Source organism: Thalassotalea atypica (assembly GCF_030295975.1).
In the GTDB taxonomy this organism is placed as follows: domain Bacteria; phylum Pseudomonadota; class Gammaproteobacteria; order Enterobacterales; family Alteromonadaceae; genus Thalassotalea_F; species Thalassotalea_F atypica.
Genome location: NZ_AP027364.1, coordinates 1,283,776 through 1,304,579 on the forward strand (window position 1 = coordinate 1,283,776; position 20,804 = coordinate 1,304,579).

A 20,804-nucleotide genomic window follows, 5' to 3' on the forward strand; every position below is an offset into this window, starting at 1 on the left:
TGTAATCTTTAGTTTACGAACGGTGAAATGAAAACTTTACACTTGGTGTTTTGTTGAGTTATGATGATAGCTGAAAGTCGGTTTGGACACTTAGTTAATCAATTGCTTACTTTGACAAACCAAGACATTGAATTAATTATTAAAGAAAATGAACACATATAACCTCTACATTTCTTATCGATATCGCCTAGATACCCCATTTATTAAGTAAGCCTTGCTTACCTAAAACCTTATTCTATATTTTATTTACACACATTCACTGGAAGAAATTATGGCTAGTAGTCCAATAAAAAGTACCTTAAATGATATTCACGTTAACTCCGAAGAAGTCTTAATTACCCCTGAGCAACTTCGAGCAGAACTACCACTTAGTGATGAAGGCCGAGAGTTCGTTGAATCGGCACGTGCCGTCATCTCTAATATTATTCATAAAAAAGATCACCGTTTACTTGTTATCAGTGGCCCTTGTTCGGTTCATGATATAGAAGCTGCGAAAGCATATGCCAGAAAGCTCAAGGTGTTGCATGATGAGCATCAAGACTCTTTATACATTGTTATGCGTGTTTATTTTGAAAAGCCAAGAACAACAGTAGGTTGGAAAGGACTGATTAATGATCCACATATGGATGGCTCATTTGACGTTACAACAGGCCTTAGAAATGCGCGTGAACTTTTGATTTACTTAACTGATTTAGGCTTGCCACTGGCAACTGAGGCGTTAGATCCTATTAGTCCACAATACTTAGCTGAGCTCTTTAGTTGGGCGGCGATTGGTGCTAGAACGACAGAATCTCAAACGCACCGTGAAATGGCGAGTGGGTTGTCGATGCCTATAGGGTTTAAAAATGGTACCAATGGCAGTTTAGATGTTGCCATCAACGCATTGCAATCAGCTGCTTCATCACATCGTTTTATGGGAATAAACCGTCAAGGGCAAGTGGCACTGATCAAAACCTCGGGTAATCCTGATGGACACGTGATCTTACGCGGCGGCAAACAGCCAAACTATGATTCAGTCAATGTTGCTGAGTGCGAACAAGACTTGTTAAAGCAAAAGTTGGAGCCAGGTATTGTTGTTGATTGTAGTCACGGTAATTCTAATAAAGACTATAGAAGACAGCCCTTGGTGGCGGATAACGTGTTGAATCAAATATGTGAAGGGAATAAGTCCATCATAGGTATTATGCTTGAAAGTAATATTCATGCGGGTAATCAAAGCACTGATTTACCTAGAGAAGAGCTTGCATATGGTGTTTCTGTAACGGATGCTTGTATAAACTTTGAGACCACTAAAGAATTACTTGCTAAAGCAAGTGAAAAATTACAAAGTGCTTTAACGGCGCGCATAGGGTAATAAACTTAGTATGACAGAATTTGATAGAGCTCTGGGAGAGCTTAGAGATGAAATCGATAGTATCGACAGTGAATTGGTTGAACTTTTAGCTCGGCGCCGTCTCGTCACTTCAAAAGTTGGCGCATTAAAGAGCAAAGTAGGTATGCCGATTTATGCGCCTGATCGAGAGGAGAGTTTATTAGCGCGTCGTAGAGCACAAGCAAGAGAAGTTGGTATCGATGCTGATTTAGTGGAAGATATTCTGCGTCGCTTGATGCGAGATTCATATAATAGCCAAGATGAAAGTGGCTATCGATGCGTAAACCCAGACGCTGGCGAGATCATTATTGTTGGAGGCCAAGGTCAACTTGGACGTATCTTTGTTGATCTGTTCAAACGTTCAAACTATCAAGTTCATATTATTGAAAAAGACGATTGGCAATTGGCCGAGAAAGTGCTTTGTAAGGCCAGTTTAGTCATAGTTGCAGTGCCTATTCGAATCACCTCAATGATCATTCAAAAGTTATCGAACCTACCAACAAATTGTGTTTTAGCAGATGTTACTAGTGTCAAAGAATCACCCGTGTATGAAATGATGAAAGTGCATTCTGGCCCTGTGGTTGGCTTGCATCCAATGTTTGGTCCGGATGTTACTGGCTTGATTAAGCAAACAATCATTACTTGTGAAGGTCGAGAATCTGAACAATACCAGTGGCTTTTAGAGCAATTTAAAGTATGGGGAGCAACGATTTACCCAGTCAGTGCAGTTGAGCACGACAAAGCAATGTCATTGGTGCAGGTAATGCGTCACTTTTCTACCATTGCATACGGCTATCACTTGATGACTGAGGGGGCACAGCTCAATCAGCTAGTTGATATGAGTTCGCCAATCTATCGATTGGAATTGATTATGGTAGGTCGATTGTTCGCACAAGATCCTATTTTGTATGCTGATATTATTTTTGCTAATTCGGATAATATCGCTATGATGAAGCGCTTTGCTTATCGCTTCTTAGAATTATTGGATGATGTAGAACAAGGAGACAAGAGTGCTTTTGTAGCCGTGTTTGAGCAAGTTTCCTCATGGTTTGGTGATTATGCGGATACTTTCCTTAAAGAAAGCAAGGGGATGCTAGCAAAAGCAAACGAAATTAGATAAGACTAACCAGATACAACAAAAGAAGTAGTATGAATAAAATCAAACAATATGTCAGTGCGCTAGCGGTACTTTTAATGATTTCTGCCTGTGTAAGCACAGATAGTACAAGCAAAAAAGTTGAACATCATGTTGGTGAAATAACAAGTGTGTCATTGCTTAAAGAATATGATTCTTTTAGTACTGAGTATGAGCGATTTCAAGTTGAACAGGCTCAAATCTCAGTACTTGAGTCCTTGCCAAAAGGATTAGCACTCGATATTTATTTTGGTACATGGTGTCATGATAGTCACCGAGAAGTGCCACGAATGTTAAAGGCAATGACCTATACAAACAATATTGAAACGACTTTAATTGCGCTGGATTTTAACAAGCAAGATCCGCAAGGGTTATCAACAAGCGCAGGTATCAAATTCACGCCTACATTTGTTGTTAAGTTAAATGGTAAAGAAATCGGACGAATTGTAGAGCGTCCGCAAATTGATTTAGTTACTGATATAAAAAATATGCTTTAGTATCATCAGAGTTAAGAGCCCTGTACATTTGACGTGCAGGGCTTTTTAATGGGGTAACCTTAATAGCGAGCTTAAAATTCGAAGACCAGCCCAAAATTGATGCTAGCATCGTAATATACGCCAGAGCCAAAATCGGCGACACAATTATCACCATCACAGAAAAAATCATCATCATCGTCAGTTAACGTTGCATAGCCTCTAAGCTCGGCAACCATCGCCGTAGTATGGGATATTTTATAACGAGCACCAGCAGCGATTGTCGCTGAAGGATATACACCTGATTCGAAGTCTGTATCGATGTACGCCCCCCCAATGCCGACCTCAACAGAAGTAGTAAACTGTTTGAATGTCATTAATTTAATACCGCTAAAATGAGTATACAGTAGGTTGAAGTCTTCACTTGCTCCTGTATTAGTATTTTTAAATTCGTGACTAACGTAGCTAATCAGCACCTGCCCCTTAGTGCTTGGTGAGATGTGCCAAGAAAATCCCAAACCTATGCTGGGGTCGTTCGACACATCCAGATTGCCACCATTAGCGTCCTCTATATCATTACCGTACACGTAACCAATATATGGCGTTAACTCATAGGGCGAACTTTTCAACGTTGAATTTGCAATACTCGAAAATGAAAGTAACGCTAAGGTCATAGCTAATGTTGCATGATTATAATTTGTCATACCCTGAATGATCCTTTTGTTATTTTATATAGGCGTTTTACTCCTTAAGTAAGTATTGCGTATATTTTCAAATTGGCAATTTCTTCACAATTCACTCGTCGCTAAAAGGTGTGATGCATGCTCGATGATGTCAATATTAAGCTGCGTAAAAGCCATACTAATGATGCCTTGTTGAAGCGTTGGTGTAATTTTTACTCCCTGAAATATTTGTTCTTGTTGAGGTTCACCACCTTCAAACAATGTAACGTGTAATGTGTTGATGGTGAGCTCAATAATGTGAACTTTTGGCTCATTTTTACCCGTAATTCCACTGTTTTCGCCAGCCAATTTAGTTTGCTCAACTATAGTTAAAAGCAATTCATTAAAGGGGGCTAGTTCTGCCAGTGCATTGTTCTTTGATAAGGATAAAGTTGCTGATTCAATAGAAATTAGCTTTATTGCGACAGCGTCTTTTTTAAAGCTCTTGGGATCGTAATTAAAACGAATATTGTCTAATTGTAATCTAGGGGTCAGTGATTGCGCTGATGGGGCAAGGATGAATTGACTTGTACTAGCAATACCTTGCTGATTGTTTATTTCTGTTAAGCCAAATGCAATGGATAGATCAGGATGAGTTTTATTTATTTCATTCCCATATTGCGCCAAGTATGGGTTTAATGAGCTACCAGCGACATACCACAATAGACCACCTAAAATTGCTAGCATAGTAAATGCAAGTACAGCGAGTTTATTCAAGATAACAGACCTTTTTGTCAAATGATTGCCATAATTATATCGTACTTATCGGCAACTCACAGTGAAGAAGTTGATATACGTTTAATTACCGATATTTTCAGTCGAACTACATCGTTATGCTATTGTAATTATTATAAAATTGCTAAGTCTTAAATAAGGTTTGGGTATTATGTCTTCAAGTATTAAAAATCGTCTACCATTTTATTTTTTGTTGTTTTGTCTGCTGGCGCTCGTTGCCTATCTAAATTGGCCTGAAGCCGTATCTGAGCAGAAACAACATCAACGTATCGTGTCGGTAAAAACAGTAGTTGCACGACAAGATGAATTTAGAGACGTGATTGAAGCATTAGGAAATGTGCGTGCCAATGAGCAAGTACTTATTACATCACAGTACTCTGATATTGTTGATGAAGTCACCTTCACTGATGGACAAATGGTAAAAAAAGGTGATGTGTTGGTGAGATTAAATCATCAAGAAGAAGCCGCAAGAGTGAAAGAGTTAGAAGCAAACTTGGCGGAATCAGTGGCACAACTAAATCGATTTCAAGGGCTTTGGAAAAAGAAAGCAACGTCAAAGTCACAAGTTGATGAACAAGAAGCTAAAACTAAAGCTATTGCTGCTCAACTATTGATTGCAAAAACAAAACTCAGCGATTTGACGATTATGGCGCCGTTTGATGGCGTGCTTGGTTTTCGAGAAATCAGTGTCGGTTCATATGTTGAATCAGGAGAAGTTATCACCAGTCTTGATGATTTAAGCGTAGTTAAAGTGGATTTTTCTGTGCCAGAACGATTCTTCACAACCATTAAAATAGGGCAAGTCATTCAAGCCAAAAATACTGCTTATGATGGCGAAAGTTTTAATGGAAAAGTGACCTCCATCGATCCAAGAATCGACGATGTGACACGTATGGTTAAAGTACGCGCTGAAATCCCAAATATGGAATTTAAACTACGACCAGGTATGCTGCTTTCTATTGCGGTAGAACGAAAAATTGAGCAAGTATTACAAATTCCAGAAAACGCTATTATCCCCATTGAAGACAGTCATTACGTTTTTGTCATCATGGACAACAAGGCAGTGCGAAAGCAAGTGCAAGTAGGGCGAAGAAAACCTGGTATTGCAGAGATCCTCGATGGGCTTACTGAACATGAAGCTGTTGTCACGGAAGGTGCGATTAAGCTTCGCGAAGGTACTCTAGTTAATGTCTTGGAGGACTAAGCGTGGTTTTATCTGATCTATCTGTAAAAAGACCTGTCTTTGCAACGGTCATTAATCTGTTACTGATCACTTTTGGTATAGTGGCCTTTTTAATGCTGCCATTAAGAGAGTACCCTGATATCGATCCGCCTATAGTGAGCATCAACACCTCATATCCAGGCGCATCAGCCGCAATTGTTGAAACCAAAATTACGCAAGTACTAGAAGACAGAATTAGCGGTGTTGAAGGTGTTAAGAATATTACCTCGACGAGCCGTGTTGGCCGCTCCAGTATCACCATTGAATTTGAATTAGATCGTGACATAGACTCGGCCACCAATGACGTCAGAGATAGAATCTCTCGTTCATTGAGAAACCTACCTGAGCAAGCGGATCCGCCCGAGGTATCCAAAGCCAATGGCGATGAAAGTGTTATAGTTTGGTTTGTACTACAAAGCGAAACCATGAGTACATTGCAACTGACTGATTATGCTGAACGATATATTGTCGATCGCTTTGCGGTGGTTGATGGCGTAGCGCAAGTCCATGTTGGTGGTGGCAGAACCTATGCCATGAAAATATTTCTTGATCGCGTTGCTATGGCAGCTCGGGGAATTACTGTTGACGACATTGAGTCAACATTACGTGCTCAAAACATCGAACTTCCTGCTGGCGAAATAGAGTCGATTGAGCGTGATTTTTCTATACGGGTAGAGCGAAGCTATCGCTCGGCAACTGATTTCTCAAATATGGTCATTGCCCGAGGTGAAGACAAGGAATTAGTCAGGTTATCGGAAGTGGCGCGTGTGGAAGTGGCTGCTGAAGATGATGAAAACATGTTCCGCGGTAACGGGAAAAACATGGTTGGCCTCGGCATTATTAAACAGTCAAAGGCAAACACCCTTGATGTGGTAAAAGCGGCTCGCAAAGAGGTGGGCAATATCCGAGAATCATTACCCATTGGAACAACGATTGCCAACAGTTATGACTCATCGGTATTTATCCAAGGCTCCATTGATGAAGTCTACAGCACTTTACTTGTCGCCATGTTGATGGTGATTTTGGTCATCTTTTTGTTTTTAGGTAATATTCGAGCGACATTTATCCCAGCGATTACGGTTCCTGTTGCGCTAATTGGCTCAATGATGGTGCTTTCTTGGCTTGATTTTTCGATCAATTTATTAACCTTACTAGCACTCGTTTTAGCAATCGGTCTAGTGGTTGATGATGCGATTGTCGTACTTGAAAATATTTACCGCCGCATCGAAAAAGGACAAGCACCACTGGTTGCGGCTTTTGAAGGTGGCCGCGAGGTAGCCTTTGCTGTGATTGCCACCACCTTGGTGTTAGTAGCGGTATTTGTACCGTTAATTTTCTTATCAGGTAATGTTGGGCGACTTTTTACCGAATTTGCCCTCGCCATAGCTGCTGCTGTGGTATTTTCAAGCCTTACGGCGCTTTCATTAACGCCTATGCTTTGCTCTAAACTATTAAAACATAGAGAGCGGAGTTCCTCATTTGGCCAGTTGCTTGATAAGAGTTTTGCTAAGCTTGAGACGGCCTACGGTAACTCGCTTAAGCACAGTGTGCGTCAGCCCCTGTTACTGATCTCGATTATAGGGTTATCGCTTTACTCGGTTTATATGTTATTTCAACAATTGCCCTCTGAATATACGCCAAAAGAAGATCGTGGTGATTTATTTATTGTCATGAGAGGTGCAGAAGGGGCAAGTCATGAAAATAACGTTAAAAACATGCAGCAAATTGAAGACAAGTTAATGGCCTTTCAAACCAAAGGTGAACTTGATCGTGTCCTTGTTCGTGTTCCTGGTTTTGGCGGCACAGGCGGTATTGCCATTGTCGGTTTACCTAAGTGGGGGGAGCGATCTTTTTCTACTTTTGAGTTTGCGGGAATGATGAACAAAGAACTTCAAAGTGTTACTGATGTAAGGGCCTTTGCCATATTACGTCAAGGATTACGTGGCGGGGGCGGGAATACGCCAGTGCAATTTGTCCTGCAAGGAAACACCTACGAAGAACTAGCGAAATGGCGTGATATTATTATTGAAAAAGCGCAAGAAAATCCAAATCTCGTTGGTGTAGACAGCGACTATCAAGAAACCTATCCGCAGTTACTGGTTGAAATTGACCATAACCGTGCTTACGATCTTGATGTACCTATAGGAGACATTGCCAAAACGCTTGAGACCATGTTGGGCCAACGTCGTGTTACCACATTTGTCGATCGCGGCGAAGAATACGATGTTATTTTAGAAGGAAATGAAGCAGACTTTGATAGCCCATCAGATATTGATAATGTCTATGTTCGCTCACGTGATTCTAAGCGTCTAATTCCTTTATCTAATCTAATTTCCGTAAGGGAAAATGCGACTTCGTCTAAGCTCAATCGTTATAACAGACTACGCAGTGTAACCATTAGCGCCAACTTGGCTGATGGCTATTCATTGGGAGAAGCACTTGATTATTTAAACAAAGCGGTTGATGAACAGTTGCCAGAACAAGCACAGGTCGATTACAAAGGTCAGTCAATGTTGTTTAAGGAGTCGGGTACATCGATACTCTTTATTTTTGGCCTAGCTTTGTTGATCACTTATCTGGTGCTTTCGGCTCAATTTGAAAGTTTTGTTCACCCTTTTGTTATCATGTTAACGGTGCCTTTAGCATTAGTTGGTGCATTACTGGGCCTTGAATATATGGGTATGAGCTTAAATATTTACAGTCAAATCGGCATTGTCATGTTAATTGGCTTAGCGGCGAAAAATGGCATTCTAATAGTTGAGTTTGCTAACCAATTACGTGACAAAGGCTTGGCATTTGAAGATGCTTTGATAGGCGGTGCCCAGCAAAGGTTACGCCCCATAGTGATGACAACCTTTACCACCGTCACCAGTGCTATACCACTTGTTTTAGCTTCAGGTCCGGGCTCTGAAAGCCGTATGGTGATAGGTGTGGTTATATTCGCTGGAGTTTCGATGGCCAGTATTTTTACGCTTTTTGTTGTACCTTGTGCTTATTATTGGCTTTGTCGAAACACTGGGTCACCATTGGCTATAGAGCACGAGTTACTAAAATTACGAGGTGAACAAGTGACGAAGAACATTGCCAAGGAATAAATAAAATAGGCTATGTAAGTTAATTTGAAATTGAATTTATTCGATGTGGCGATTAATATAATTGTTATTTTGCCAATTTTAGCTACACTCAGTTTTGATGAAGGATGTGACTAAGGATAGTCACCTCTTGAGTCATTCATTGTACGCTTTTTCTCCTAGCTAATTAAAAGGACTTATTTTGAATTTACTATCTCCTCTACTTAATCGTTTTCAACTTTACTCGTTCAGTATTTTACTTTTATCGGTCTCACCATTTTTGATGGCAAATTCAATTTCAGCTGACAAAGACCATTCTCGTCAAATGGCTCGCTACTTCGAGTTATCAGGTATTAATGACCTATTAGAATCCATTCCTGAACAGCTTAAGTCCATGCAATTAGATGCCGAAAATGAGTACGGTACTGATTCGCTAGATAATAAAATTATGCAATCGTTAATTGATGCTTGGGATGACAGAAAAATTAAGCATGCATTAATGACGAAAATCAATGATTCCATAACGTCCCAGCAGCTTAGCGCGTTAATACAGTGGCAATCTAGTGCGCTGCCCCAGCTAGTTAAGCATAAAGAAGCAGAAGCTAATAATGACGATTTTGAGCAGAAGTTTGTTCAATTTGTCAGAGGCATTCCTGAGAATATGCCGGATAGAAATCATCGAGCCGCAATCAACAAAGTCATAGATGCAAAGCATATGGTCGATAATATGATTGACCTAACGCTATCGGTCAGTCGCCCTGTACTGTTGGCTTTGGTTGAAACAGAGTCGGCAAGAAAAGAAAAAATGACGGTTTCGGACGTTGAACGTCAATTGTTTGAATTGGAGCATCTGTTACAAGATGATTTATCACATCAAATTTCAATACTTTCATATTTCCTCTATAAGAACTTATCAACTACTGAGCTAAATGAATACGCTCAGTTTTACCAGTCAGACTTAGGTTTAGTTGAATTATCTCTCTTAAATGAAGCACTACATTACTCTATTGCACTATGGCAAACAGCGTATGCGGGCCGCTCTCCGCACTTGTTATTAACTAAGCGTACGCCTAATCAATAGTTCCCACTACAACTAAAAATGCCCAACTAGGTATTGGGCACTTTGAAGATTATGAATTTCTTGTTATTAAATTGCGCTGCTTGGCACGCTTGTCGGGCTGATATGCTCAACAGGGTAGCAGCCGAGTACTTTAATAAAATTAGTTTGATCGGTGAGGGCGGTAATTGCTTCTTGCATGGGCAACGATTTTAGATTCGCTTCAACATCTAAGTAAAACATCTCTTCCCACGGTCTTCCTTGAATAGGGCGAGACTCTAGTTTGCACATATTGATGCCATTTTCCTTCAATACCAATAAACACTCCACTAACGCACCTGGTTTTTGTCCAGTCGCTAAGATCAGTGTCGTTTTCGCAGGGATTTGCTCGGCCACATCAACAGGCTTTCTGGCGACTACAATGAACCTGCTGTGATTTTCACTTTGATTAGCAATTGATTTTTCTAACGCATGTAAATTATAAAGTTGACCACCTTCTTCACTACCGATTACGGCAACAGTTTCATCTTGAAGCTCATAAACTTTAGCCATCGCGTCTGCTGTGCTATCGCAATACTCAATGCGGATATCCGATTGTTTATCTAAAAAGTTACTACATTGTGTAAATGGTTGACCGTGAGCATAGATGGTTTGGATTTTACTTAAGTGTGAATTTACTGCCGTTAATAAACAGTGCTCAATAGGTTGGGTAATTTCTCCAACAATGGATAAATTTGTATGTTGAAGGACATCATAGACGTCGTTAATACTGCCTGAGCTGGTGTTTTCTATGGGGAGAACACCATAATCAACATGACCGGCTTCAACCAGCTGCATAATATCACTAAAATTTTGACATCCCGATTCAATGATATGCTCTGCGCGTCTTGAAAAGTAACGATGACTTGCCAAGTAACTGTACGAACCTTTATTACCTAAGAACGCTACGCTAACTGCTGGCATCTGAGTATTGGGGTTGGTGAGTTGTTGTAAGTACGCTTGTTGATTAAGCACAGAGTCTTCAATAATGGTTTGAAAAATACTGGTCACATAATGAGCGTCTAAACCTAAGCTTTTGCCTTGGGTGATTAAGCGAATGAGTAACTCTTGTTCACGTTGCTGATCACGAACAGGTCTCACTTGATGAGCTTTACTCTTTGCAACGTTTAAGGTGAGGGCGCGACGTTGGGCAAATAATTCAAGAAGTTGTTGATCTAAACTGGTAATTTGTTCGCGAATTTTATTGAGATCTAATTCTTCGGTCACGGTCGCTCCTTAAGCAAAAATAATGTCATCAAAGTTAGGTAAATCAGGCAAAAAAAAACCTCCTTATTGAGGAGGTTTCTTGTTAGCTCTTTAATCAGTAAAGCATACAGTCTTCCCCTCAGCGCACTGAAGTAAATAAGAAGATAAAGAGTGTAAAACAAGTTTTAATTTTCATGCTAGTACAATAACGAGCTAGTCCCCATAGTGCAAGTATTAACAAGCTTATATTTCGTTCTAGCTCATATTATTTAGTAACTTAGTAGTGTTAACGTGTATTTAGTTTCGCCAGGTAATAAAGGTGATGGTTTTCCTTTCACCCAGTCACTATGGCCTACGCCAAAGTATGGGCTCCACGGATGACCCGCTTGGCTCGTTGGCATATGTAAAATGGCTTGTTCCTCATGACCTGGGGAGACGATCATACGTTCAGATGCACCAAATGAACCACCGTCAACGCGTGGCATAAACCCATCGCCGGGCAAAGGCTCCGCTGGCATATTTAAATAGTGTCCAAAAAGCGGGATTGATGAGGCTAAAGGATGCCTAATATCCGCTTGATTTTCCTGTCCCCAAGATGCCTGTGACAAGGGTTGATTGTCAGTCATCTCCATCAAGGTATTCTCAAGTGCTTCTATAAAAATTATTGACCAAGATTCACGTGAAAGCCATTGGTAATTGGTTGGCTGCTCATTGATCATTTGCCATAGCGGCGTTTCTAGTTGGTTCCTGATGGTGTGAAAGTCAAAGTTTTCATCTTGTGCAGTTAATTGCTCAATCAATGGCTCAAAGGTTATGTTTCGCACATGCAGACGGAAGTTTCTGACAACGCGGTAGGCGACAGAATGAACCTCTGCCGACAGGCTTTCATCCTTCAATAAAGTGGCGACTTCTTGCCATTGAGGGTTCTGTGCGATGGCCGTTGGGGTTAAAACTTTCTTATTTAAGAATGCTTGCCAACGTTTCATAAAAATCGCTTCTGTGTCTAGGGCAATGTTTAGGAGCTTTTGCTCATTAAACTGATCAGATTCAAATAACCTATCTCTTATCTGTTGGCTTCTAGCGCCTATTGCATAGCCGCCATTGCCTACCGTTCGAAGCATTTCGCCACCTACCACCCGAGAATTGGCCGTCCATAGTCGATGGTCTATTGGGTTTTTTACCTTAGGGTAACTTTCAAATTCCACATAACCATCCCAACCGTTCGCCCCAGTTGACCAGTCTTGTGGCAGTTCACCGACATTCCCATATTTATTAGGGATCCCTCCCATGATGGTCCAGCCGATGTTACCGTCTTTGTCACCGACCATTAGGTTTTGTGCTGGTATGCCTGATCTTGACGCTATTTCGAACGCTTGATCGACATTTTTTGCTGTTTCTAATTCAAGAACCGCTAAATTTACCGCACGCAAGTCATGGGCAACCCAACGATAAGCAAGCAAGTTACCGTCACCGTCTTTGCCGATAACAGGGCCCCAAATCGTTTCCATGACATCTATTTCAACAGACTTTTTATCTTTCACTGCTATGATTTGTTTAAAGTGTTCGAAATCTTTGTAGCCTTGAGGAGTCAAATATTGGCTATTGTCTTTATTCGTTTTCAGCACAATAACGTCACTCCAGTCGCCATAACTGTTGGTAAACCCCCAAGCGATATTAGTATTGCTACCGACAATGATATTCGGTGTGCCTGGCAATGTGACGCCTACAACATCCACGTCTTCTTCACCTTGTCGATACAGCAACCTTGCTTTGAACCACGTGTTTGGCACACGAATACCTAAATGCATGTCGTTAGCAACGATAGCACTTCCTGTGGTACTAATGTGTCCAGATACGGCCCAATTGTTCGAACCCACAAATTGCTCTTGAGCTATTTTGGTGCTTTTTTCTGGGGTGTTAGTCGTCTGAATTTTTCTCAATAAACTCGTGGGCCACTCGCCTTCCGGCAATGATGTCGGTGAGAATTCAGTGCCATCAATTGCTGCATCCCATTGGCTACCTTTAGGGTTTAGAAAACTAAATACTTCGTCAGAAAGTGTTTTGGCCATAATGCCCAAAGTTTGCTCACGCTCACCTTGAGCATATTGCAGATCTAAATACATGCTGAGTACGGTTAGAACGGTATCTTCTTCTTGCCAAGGCACTGGCTCTTGGCTCAGTAAAAGGTATTCAAATGGGGCGAATTTTAAATAGTCTAACCCTTGATTAACGCCTCTTGTATAGGCTTTCAACAGTAGCTCTTCTTCTTTAGACATCTGTTTGACTATAGCGCGAGCACGTTCTCTAAATCGATGTACTCTGATCTCCTTGTCATAATCTAATGCAATATCACCAAATAAACTTGATAATTCACCAGCGGAGTTCCGACGCAATAAATCCATTTGAAAAAATCGCTCTTGCGCATGAACAAAGCCTAGTGCAACGGCAATATCAGCACGGTTTTTTGCCGTTATAGTTGGCACGCCTGAAGCGTCTCTTTCTATCACTGTTTGGGCTGATAAACCAAAAACTGTTTTCTTGCCATCGAGTATTGGCAACGAGCTATCTATACGTGAATATATCCAAGTGGCCGCAGTAGCAGCAATAAAAATAGTTATTGAAAGAAGCGTAAAGATAACTGATCTGTTAATTTTCATTATGATTTTGGCTTTTAAAGTGAATGTTATTGCTGTTTCGTTTAAACCATTATGGCAGCGCTAAAAAGATTACAGCATTAATTTGTCAGTTTTTAGTGATAAATTCAATGAGCTACCGTAATTCATGTGATATGTGTGATTAAACTGAGCTAAATTGAGTGGTGATTTTGTTAATCAAATGTAATAATTGCGCGCGGTTAGAATTCTATCCATTATTCCTGTTTTGTTGTCGGGGATTTTAGGGTAAGAAAATAATAAGGTTAAGCTATGTCTGATTCAGTTTCTCGATATATGCATATAGGTGAGTGGTGCTTTGAAATTAAGATGGTACGGGCACTCAAAGTTGACAAATATGGCGAGCCATATTCATCAATAGCCAACTGTAATATCAATGGCAGCTCTATGTATATTGATGGGTTGATGACCAAGGAAGGACATAAGTTCACTAAAGAAGATTTCATGACTTTTTATAAGTTCACTGAAGCGTTAGGGTTGGATAATTTTTCCTACCATAGATTTCATGAAGGAAAATCAACTAATAAAGAAGTGTCAATTCGTAAAACCAAAACGCCAAACGTGCAAGCTAAACCATCGCTCAAGCTTGTCTAAATGTGATTGAGTGTTGAGTAAGCCGATTGGAGCTTTGTAGTAGGGATAAACATTCTCGAATGTTCGTTGTACCCTTATCCACTTAAGTAAAGAGCAATTGGGAAATCGGCGGCATTGACCGCGACTAAATACTTTACAGAAGCCAGCAGGTGTTATGAGACAATAATTTTTACATTTGATGCTTTTAGTCCTTAAGTACTCGGGTTAAGCTGTTATGACAACAACAAACCTTAATTAATGACATGTCACTTTCGGCACACGCTAGCCCGTGGAAAAAAGATTTCAGCCTATTTGAACAAGCAGAATATAAAGACCTTTCTTATTTAGACTCTGCTGCGACGACGCTTGTGCCCACTGTTGTGGCTAAGGCAGTCAATGACTATCAGTTGTATCATCACGGCAACAGTCATCGGGGCTTTTATAAGCTTAGTGCTGAGTCAACCGCTATTGTTGAAAAGGTACGCTACCGAGTCTCTTCTTATATAAAGGCGTTATCTAGTGATGAAATTATTTTCACGGCGAGCACCACAAATGCAATTAACCTCGTTGCGGATGGATTTTTAAAGCAACACCTCACGGAAAAACATAATGTATTGATCTCTGTTGCGGAGCATCATGCAAATTTACTTCCTTGGCAACAACTCTGCTGGCAGACTGGTGCTCAGTTGCGGGTAATTTCATTATTGCCTTGTGGTGAGTTGGACCTAACACAAGTTAGAAATCAAATAGACGGTAACACCGCTCTTGTCGCTGTTAGCCATATCTCTAACGTACTTGGCGTGAAAAATCCTATAGCAGCATTATCAAAAATAACTCAAAAATATGACGCTAAATTGCTCGTTGATGGAGCCCAAGCTGCGGCTCATACTGCAATTGATGTTCAGCAATTGGGCTGCGACTTCTATGTTTATTCGGGACACAAAAGTTACGCTGGCTCTGGCATCGGCGTGCTATACGCCAAGCAGGCGGTGCAAGTACACATGCAACCTTCTATTTATGGTGGAGGGATTGTTGAACAAGTGACACTTGAAGGTGTAACGTTCAGTAAAGGCCCTCAGCAATTTGAAGCGGGTAGTCGCAATGTTGCCGCTATTGTTGGACTAAAAGCAGCAATAGACTATTTACAAGACAAGGAACCCTCAAAGATATCAGCTTATATCGAAAAGTTAAGCAGCTACATGTTCGAACAGCTTAGGATGCTACCTTTTGTTGAACTAGTCACGGGCACTAATCATTCTGGTATTGTAAGTTTTAACCTACAACATGTTCACAGCCATGACGTAGCAACGTGTCTTGATTTGGAAAATATTGCAGTGCGTGCTGGTCACCATTGTGCTCAACCTTTACATCATTATTTGAATCTTAAAAGCTCAGTTCGTGTTTCATTAGGAATATACAATGACAAGGCTGACATTGATAAACTGATTAAAGCGCTGACTAAAACCTATGAAATAATGAAAATTGAATAAGTATTTATATGTTACAAACAAACAGCAATAATAGTGTCGAGCCGTTGGCGATCAGTAAACTTTATCATCAGGCATTATTGCGCCATCATAAAAAACCCATAGGCTTTGACGTTACTCTTTCTGGTAAACAGGTGAGATCTGCCGATGGTGAAAACCCAGAATGTGGTGATGAAATTACCGTCAACGCTAAGCTAGAAAGTGGTGCCATCAGCAATATTGTGTTTTCAGGAGAAAGCTGCGCTATCTGCAGAGCGTCCGCTTCTATGATGTGTGAAAAGTTGGTCTCTATGACAACTAAACAGGCACTTGCCGTGATCAATGATGTTGAGCAATCCTTCAACGAACAAAAATTATTTGAGGGAAATTTATCTCCGTTAAACAGTGTGTTTTCTTTACCAATTCGGCAACAATGTGCGTTGCTACCGTGGCGCACTGCGGTACAAGTGTTAGAGGCTGGTGGGTAAATTTATGCAAGAAAATTGGTTTGAGTTGGCCCGTGCTTTTTCAGCAGATAAAGAAAGTGTGCTGGCGACGATTATTGAAACACGGGGTGCTACGTATCAAAAAGTAGGGACAATGATGCACGTTAGTACCGCAGGTGAATGTACAGGACTTTTAAGCGGTGGCTGTTTAGAAGCCGATATTGCTTTACATAGCCAGCAAGTACTATCAGAGAATAAATCCAAGGTATTGCATTATGACTTAATCGGTGATGCTGACTTACTGTGGGGGCTAGGGGGCGGCTGCGAAGGCGAGATTAAAATATTATTACAGCCTATGACACCCGCTAATCAGCATTTGGGTTTTGCTGATGTATTGACCCATGCCCTTGATGGCAAATCAGGAAATTATTTTCAACAAACCGCTTCAGGTGAAATACCCATTGGTTATTTTATATCGACAGATGAAAGAGTTGAACGCTTCGACCAACAGGTGACTGAGACTGCGAAGATTGCAGGTAAGAGCGTATCTTCTATTTCCGCAGACGTGGAGGTTAGCTCATCGAGACGATTGATTAATATCCCAGTTTATCCCCCCATTTCAATATTGGTTTGTGGCGCTGGCCCTGATGCGGTGCCTGTCGTGCAATTTGCAAAACAATTAGGTTGGCAAGTCGCCTTATGGGATCATCGCCAAGCCTCGTTAGATAAGTCACTATTTGGCGAAGTAAACATTAAGCGTAAGATAAGAGCTGAACAAATAAGCTCAAGTGAATTGGACCTCTATGATGCGATAGTAATAATGACGCATAATTTAGAAAACGATCAACATTATTTAAAAAATGCGATAGCGTCATCACTGCCATACATTGGCGTACTTGGGCCTGCTGCGCGTAGAGATAAATTGCTTGAAAATATCTCTGAAGTATATGGCAATGTCGATGATCGCGTATTTGGCCCTATAGGTCTGGACCTTGGCGGAAGAAGCCCGCAAGCTATTGCTTTGTCAATAATGGCTGAAATTCAACAGCAGTTAACGAAATTTCGTGCAGCACAAAATGAAAAACCTTTGTTTATGGACATACAATTAAATGTTTCCATCACAAAATAAGCGACAGGAAGATATAGAGCATCAAGCCAATGAAATAGGCAAGATAGCAATTATTGTATTGGCTGCTGGGAGTTCCTCTCGTTTAGGCCAACCTAAACAACTGGTGGAAATTGAGCACCAATCACTTATTTATCGTCAATGTCAGTTAGCATCAACACTGACACCTCATGTTTATTGTGTCATTGGTTGTCAGGCTCTTCAAATGCGTAGCGCGTTATCAGAGCTTGAGGTCAACGTCGTGGAAAATATAGCTTGGTCTGATGGTATGGGAAGTTCTATTAGTGCGGCGATCAGCCAGTTACCGGTCCATATTGAAGCGGCGATGATAGTACTTGTTGATCAATGGAAATTAACACAGGCCGATCTAAACTTACTGGTTAAACAGCACATAAATTCACCACAAATGATTATTCAATCAAGGCAAGTAAATCGACAAGAAAAGAAAGCTAATGGGCCGCCAGTGATCTTTCCTAAACGATTTTTTACAAATTTAATTGGCCTAAAGGGGGAGCAAGGTGCTAAACCTATCGTAGAAAAATTCAAATCTTCAACTCTTATGGTAGATATTCCCAATGCGTTTGAAGATATAGATACACCAGAACAATTAGCAAAAGTAACAATGTTTTTGTCAAAAATGAAAAAAGACTAGTACTACGAACACTATCCTAGAACTATAAATATAAACAAAAGGAAGTCGCAATGATCACCTTAATGGTTAATGGAAAATCACATCAATATCAAGATGATATGGATATGCCTTTGCTTTGGGCATTACGAGATGTATTAAAGTATACCGGCACAAAATACGGTTGTGGTAAAGGTTTGTGCGGTGCATGTACCATTCATTTAGATGGTCAACCGGTTCGTGCGTGTTTGACGCCAGTATCTGCTGTTGAAGGACAATCGATCACCACCATTGAAGGTTTATCAGATGATGGCTCCCACCCTGTGCAACAGGCATGGCAAGCGCTCAATGTGCCACAATGCGGTTACTGTCAGTCTGGGCAGATAATGTCGGCGGTGGCCTTACTTGAACATACGCCTAATCCTACTGACAAACAAATAGACACAGCAATGAGCGGAAATATTTGCCGCTGCGGGACATACACACGTATTAAAGAGGCAATTCATCTTGCCAGTGAAAGCGTAGCTAAAGGCGTTAATGTTTTTGATCCTAAGGTCGAAGGAGCTGACGTATGAAAACTATCGAAAATGTGAGTCGTCGCGGCTTCTTAAAAGGATTAGGGATCGGTAGCACCGCTTTGGTGCTAGGCGTTAATTTTCCAACATTGTCACTGATGCCAAAAGCATTTGCCGGTAAAGCAGCAAGTAAATTTGAACCTAATGTTTATGTCCACATCAATGCTGACAGTACCGTTGGTATTGTTGTCCATCGCTCTGAAATGGGACAAGGGATCCGCACGAGTATTCCGATGATCGTTGCTGATGAACTTGAAGCTGACTGGCAAAAAATAGAGGTTATTCAAGGGCTTGGTGATAAAAAATACGGCAGTCAAAATACCGATGGCTCACGGTCTGTTCGCAATTTCTATCAACCGTTAAGAGAAGCCGGCGCCTCAGCAAGAACGATGTTAGAACAAGCGGCAGCGCAAAAATGGCAAGTACCTGTGGATGAGTGTGTCGCCAAAAATGGAAAAATTCATCACAAAAATAGTGATAAACAAGCCAGTTTTGGTGAGTTGGTTGCCATCGCGGCAACGTTAACAGTCCCTGATGCAGCGACACTAAAATTAAAAGACAAGTCAGCGTTTAAGTTTATTGGTAAATCAGATGTCGCCTTAGTTGATGGTCACAAAATAGCGACGGGTGACACCACCTATGGCTTTGATGTCGAGCTACCTGGCATGCGTTATGTCATGATTGAACGCCCGCCGGTGTTGGCAGGAAAGGTTAAGTCACTTGATGCAAGTGCTTCGAAGAAAATATCAGGCGTCATCGATGTGATTCAACTGGATGATTTAACCGAGCCAGCAGTTTTTAAACCACTTGGCGGCATCGCAGTGATAGCGTCTAATACGTGGGCAGCAATGAAGGGACGTGAAGCGCTTAACGTCGTATGGGAGGACGGAGAACATGCAGTATATGATTCCGCCGCATACAAAGAAGCCTTAAAAACCAGTTGTGATAATCCGACAAACGTTTTGCGTAATAAGGGTGATGTGGCTGTAGCATTTAAGCAATCGGCATCAAGTATAACGGCTGATTATTATGTCCCTGAGCTAACCCATGCTCCTATGGAGCCACCTGCGGCAGCGGCACATGTTCATGATGGTATCGTTGATGTTTGGGCATGTACACAAACACCTCAATCAGCTCAAAATACGGTAGCTCAAACGTTAGGGGTACCGCCGGAAACCGTCAACGTGAATGTGACATTGCTTGGTGGCGGCTTTGGTCGAAAATCTAAACCTGATTTTGTCGCTGAAGCCGCTTTAATCTCAAAATTGATTAAAGCGCCTGTGCGTGTGATGTGGTCTCGCGAAGATGAAATCAAAAATGGTTACTATCATGCGGTGAGTTTTCAAAAACTTAAAGCGGGGTTCGATCAAAACAACAAGGTGACAGCGTGGCAACACCATGTTGCACTTCCTACTATTAGCTCAACCTTTAGCAAAGGAGCCGATGTTATAGGCTTTGAAGGTGACCTAGGTTTGGTTGATATGCCATATCATATTGACCATGTGCGCTGTGCAGCAGGCAAAGCGCCAGCACATACACGAATTGGTTGGATGCGCTCGGTAACTAATATTAACCAAGCATTTGCTGTGTGTTCATTTGCAGATGAAATTGCACATCATAAAGGAGTCGACAGTAAAGCACATTTGCTTGAGTTAATAGGGCCTGATAGAACGATAGACGTTGCTAAAGAACAAGCGAAGTACGGTAATTATGGTGAGGGACTAGACAAATTCCCTATCGATACCAAGCGCTTAAAAAATGTCGTTAATCGCGTTGCAGACATGGCGCAGTGGGATAAAAAAAGAGCCAAAGGCACTGGCTTGGGTATTGCGGTCCACCGCAGTTTTGTTAGTTATGTTGCGTGCGTGGTTGAAGTTCAAACCCAGCCTGATGGGAAAATTAACATCAGTAACATATGGATGAGTGTTGATTGCGGCACTGCCGTGAATCCTGAGCGTATTCGCTCACAAATGGAAGGGGCTGCAATTTTTGGCATTTCACTGACCTTCTATGGCGAGTTAACAGCGAAAAACGGTGTCATCCAACAAGGTAATTTTGATGATTATCCTCTAGCTCGAATGACTGATGCGCCGCCAACTCATGTTGATATCGTTCAAAGTGATGCGCTCCCAGGCGGCGTAGGTGAGCCTGGTGTACCACCTATAGCGCCCGCCATATGTAATGCTATTTATGCGGCAACGGGGAACAGGTATCGTGAACTACCTTTGAGTAAAGTGGGGATTGTGTAGCACTTTAGGGCAATGAAACTTTCTTTACTTGATGATT

General features: G+C 41.3%; 16 protein-coding genes and 1 pseudogene. 13 read left to right on the forward strand and 4 right to left on the reverse strand.

Going from position 1 to position 20,804, the window contains the following annotated elements:
• The first annotated feature begins 271 nt into the window (after positions 1 to 271).
• The 3 genes from QUE03_RS06000 to QUE03_RS06010 are packed head-to-tail and all read left to right on the forward strand — an operon-like array spanning position 272 to position 3,004.
• The gene (locus QUE03_RS06000; RefSeq protein WP_286266143.1) at positions 272 to 1,354 is read left to right on the forward strand and encodes a 3-deoxy-7-phosphoheptulonate synthase; all 1,083 of its coding nucleotides are present in this window, start codon (positions 272 to 274) and stop codon (positions 1,352 to 1,354) included.
• Positions 1,355 to 1,364: 10 nt separating this feature from the next.
• Positions 1,365 to 2,492, forward strand: a complete 1,128-nt coding sequence (gene tyrA / locus QUE03_RS06005) for a bifunctional chorismate mutase/prephenate dehydrogenase (RefSeq protein ID WP_286266144.1) — start codon at positions 1,365 to 1,367, stop codon at positions 2,490 to 2,492.
• Positions 2,493 to 2,521: 29 nt separating this feature from the next.
• A complete protein-coding gene (locus QUE03_RS06010; RefSeq protein ID WP_286266147.1) occupies positions 2,522 to 3,004 on the forward strand; it encodes a thioredoxin family protein in 483 nt (160 codons plus the stop codon).
• A gap of 71 nt (positions 3,005 to 3,075) precedes the next feature.
• On the opposite strand, the gene QUE03_RS06015 is transcribed toward QUE03_RS06010, so the two are convergent.
• Together QUE03_RS06015 and QUE03_RS06020 are read right to left on the reverse strand one after the other, a co-directional pair.
• Positions 3,076 to 3,684, reverse strand: a complete 609-nt coding sequence (locus QUE03_RS06015; RefSeq protein ID WP_286266149.1) for a hypothetical protein — start codon at positions 3,682 to 3,684, stop codon at positions 3,076 to 3,078.
• Between the two features lie 84 nt (positions 3,685 to 3,768).
• Complete coding sequence (locus QUE03_RS06020; protein ID WP_286266151.1) at positions 3,769 to 4,419, reverse strand: hypothetical protein; 651 nt, start codon at positions 4,417 to 4,419, stop codon at positions 3,769 to 3,771.
• Positions 4,420 to 4,588: 169 nt separating this feature from the next.
• Here QUE03_RS06020 and QUE03_RS06025 point away from each other — a divergent pair, with 169 nt between their 5' ends.
• The 3 genes from QUE03_RS06025 to QUE03_RS06035 all read left to right on the forward strand — a co-directional run bounded on the left by QUE03_RS06025 (position 4,589) and on the right by QUE03_RS06035 (position 9,811).
• A complete protein-coding gene (locus QUE03_RS06025) occupies positions 4,589 to 5,641 on the forward strand; it encodes an efflux RND transporter periplasmic adaptor subunit (RefSeq protein WP_286266153.1) in 1,053 nt (350 codons plus the stop codon).
• A gap of 2 nt (positions 5,642 to 5,643) precedes the next feature.
• The gene (locus QUE03_RS06030; protein ID WP_286266156.1) at positions 5,644 to 8,754 is read left to right on the forward strand and encodes an efflux RND transporter permease subunit; all 3,111 of its coding nucleotides are present in this window, start codon (positions 5,644 to 5,646) and stop codon (positions 8,752 to 8,754) included.
• A gap of 178 nt (positions 8,755 to 8,932) precedes the next feature.
• Entirely contained in the window at positions 8,933 to 9,811 is an 879-nt protein-coding gene (locus tag QUE03_RS06035; RefSeq protein WP_286266159.1) for a hypothetical protein, read from the forward strand.
• Positions 9,812 to 9,880: 69 nt separating this feature from the next.
• Here QUE03_RS06035 and pheA read toward each other — a convergent pair.
• Both pheA and QUE03_RS06045 read right to left on the reverse strand, forming a co-directional pair.
• Positions 9,881 to 11,053, reverse strand: a pseudogene (gene pheA / locus QUE03_RS06040) (prephenate dehydratase); the annotation flags it as partial.
• A gap of 248 nt (positions 11,054 to 11,301) precedes the next feature.
• Positions 11,302 to 13,689, reverse strand: a complete 2,388-nt coding sequence (locus tag QUE03_RS06045; RefSeq protein WP_286266161.1) for a penicillin acylase family protein — start codon at positions 13,687 to 13,689, stop codon at positions 11,302 to 11,304.
• A 267-nt stretch (positions 13,690 to 13,956) separates the two neighbouring features.
• Between QUE03_RS06045 and QUE03_RS06050 the strand changes: the two genes are divergently transcribed.
• The 7 genes from QUE03_RS06050 to QUE03_RS06080 all read left to right on the forward strand — a co-directional run bounded on the left by QUE03_RS06050 (position 13,957) and on the right by QUE03_RS06080 (position 20,767).
• Complete coding sequence (locus QUE03_RS06050) at positions 13,957 to 14,298, forward strand: hypothetical protein (protein WP_286266163.1); 342 nt, start codon at positions 13,957 to 13,959, stop codon at positions 14,296 to 14,298.
• 242 nt (positions 14,299 to 14,540) lie between these two features.
• The gene (locus QUE03_RS06055) at positions 14,541 to 15,767 is read left to right on the forward strand and encodes an aminotransferase class V-fold PLP-dependent enzyme (protein WP_286266165.1); all 1,227 of its coding nucleotides are present in this window, start codon (positions 14,541 to 14,543) and stop codon (positions 15,765 to 15,767) included.
• A gap of 8 nt (positions 15,768 to 15,775) precedes the next feature.
• Positions 15,776 to 16,231 carry an iron-sulfur cluster assembly scaffold protein gene (locus QUE03_RS06060; protein WP_286266167.1) on the forward strand — a complete coding sequence of 152 codons (456 nt, stop codon included), beginning with the start codon at positions 15,776 to 15,778 and terminating at the stop codon, positions 16,229 to 16,231.
• Between the two features lie 4 nt (positions 16,232 to 16,235).
• Positions 16,236 to 17,318 (forward strand): XdhC family protein, encoded by a 1,083-nt coding sequence (locus QUE03_RS06065; protein ID WP_286266169.1) that lies wholly within the window; start codon positions 16,236 to 16,238, stop codon positions 17,316 to 17,318.
• Positions 17,299 to 17,967 carry a nucleotidyltransferase family protein gene (locus tag QUE03_RS06070; protein ID WP_286266171.1) on the forward strand — a complete coding sequence of 223 codons (669 nt, stop codon included), beginning with the start codon at positions 17,299 to 17,301 and terminating at the stop codon, positions 17,965 to 17,967. Before QUE03_RS06065 ends, QUE03_RS06070 begins: the two co-directional genes overlap by 20 nt.
• A gap of 50 nt (positions 17,968 to 18,017) precedes the next feature.
• Positions 18,018 to 18,518 (forward strand): (2Fe-2S)-binding protein, encoded by a 501-nt coding sequence (locus QUE03_RS06075; RefSeq protein WP_286266173.1) that lies wholly within the window; start codon positions 18,018 to 18,020, stop codon positions 18,516 to 18,518.
• Entirely contained in the window at positions 18,515 to 20,767 is a 2,253-nt protein-coding gene (locus QUE03_RS06080) for a xanthine dehydrogenase family protein molybdopterin-binding subunit (RefSeq protein ID WP_286266175.1), read from the forward strand. Before QUE03_RS06075 ends, QUE03_RS06080 begins: the two co-directional genes overlap by 4 nt.
• The last annotated feature ends 37 nt before the right edge of the window (positions 20,768 to 20,804 follow it).

Coding starts and splice junctions, on each gene's coding strand:
- QUE03_RS06000 (WP_286266143.1), top strand. CDS start 272: ATGGCTAGTAGTCCAATAAAAAGTACCTTAAATGATATTCACGTTAAC.
- tyrA (WP_286266144.1), top strand. CDS start 1,365: ATGACAGAATTTGATAGAGCTCTGGGAGAGCTTAGAGATGAAATCGAT.
- QUE03_RS06010 (WP_286266147.1), top strand. CDS start 2,522: ATGAATAAAATCAAACAATATGTCAGTGCGCTAGCGGTACTTTTAATG.
- QUE03_RS06015 (WP_286266149.1), bottom strand. CDS start 3,684: ATGACAAATTATAATCATGCAACATTAGCTATGACCTTAGCGTTACTT.
- QUE03_RS06025 (WP_286266153.1), top strand. CDS start 4,589: ATGTCTTCAAGTATTAAAAATCGTCTACCATTTTATTTTTTGTTGTTT.
- QUE03_RS06045 (WP_286266161.1), bottom strand. CDS start 13,689: ATGAAAATTAACAGATCAGTTATCTTTACGCTTCTTTCAATAACTATT.
- QUE03_RS06050 (WP_286266163.1), top strand. CDS start 13,957: ATGTCTGATTCAGTTTCTCGATATATGCATATAGGTGAGTGGTGCTTT.
- QUE03_RS06055 (WP_286266165.1), top strand. CDS start 14,541: ATGTCACTTTCGGCACACGCTAGCCCGTGGAAAAAAGATTTCAGCCTA.
- QUE03_RS06060 (WP_286266167.1), top strand. CDS start 15,776: ATGTTACAAACAAACAGCAATAATAGTGTCGAGCCGTTGGCGATCAGT.
- QUE03_RS06065 (WP_286266169.1), top strand. CDS start 16,236: ATGCAAGAAAATTGGTTTGAGTTGGCCCGTGCTTTTTCAGCAGATAAA.
- QUE03_RS06070 (WP_286266171.1), top strand. CDS start 17,299: ATGTTTCCATCACAAAATAAGCGACAGGAAGATATAGAGCATCAAGCC.
- QUE03_RS06075 (WP_286266173.1), top strand. CDS start 18,018: ATGATCACCTTAATGGTTAATGGAAAATCACATCAATATCAAGATGAT.
- QUE03_RS06080 (WP_286266175.1), top strand. CDS start 18,515: ATGAAAACTATCGAAAATGTGAGTCGTCGCGGCTTCTTAAAAGGATTA.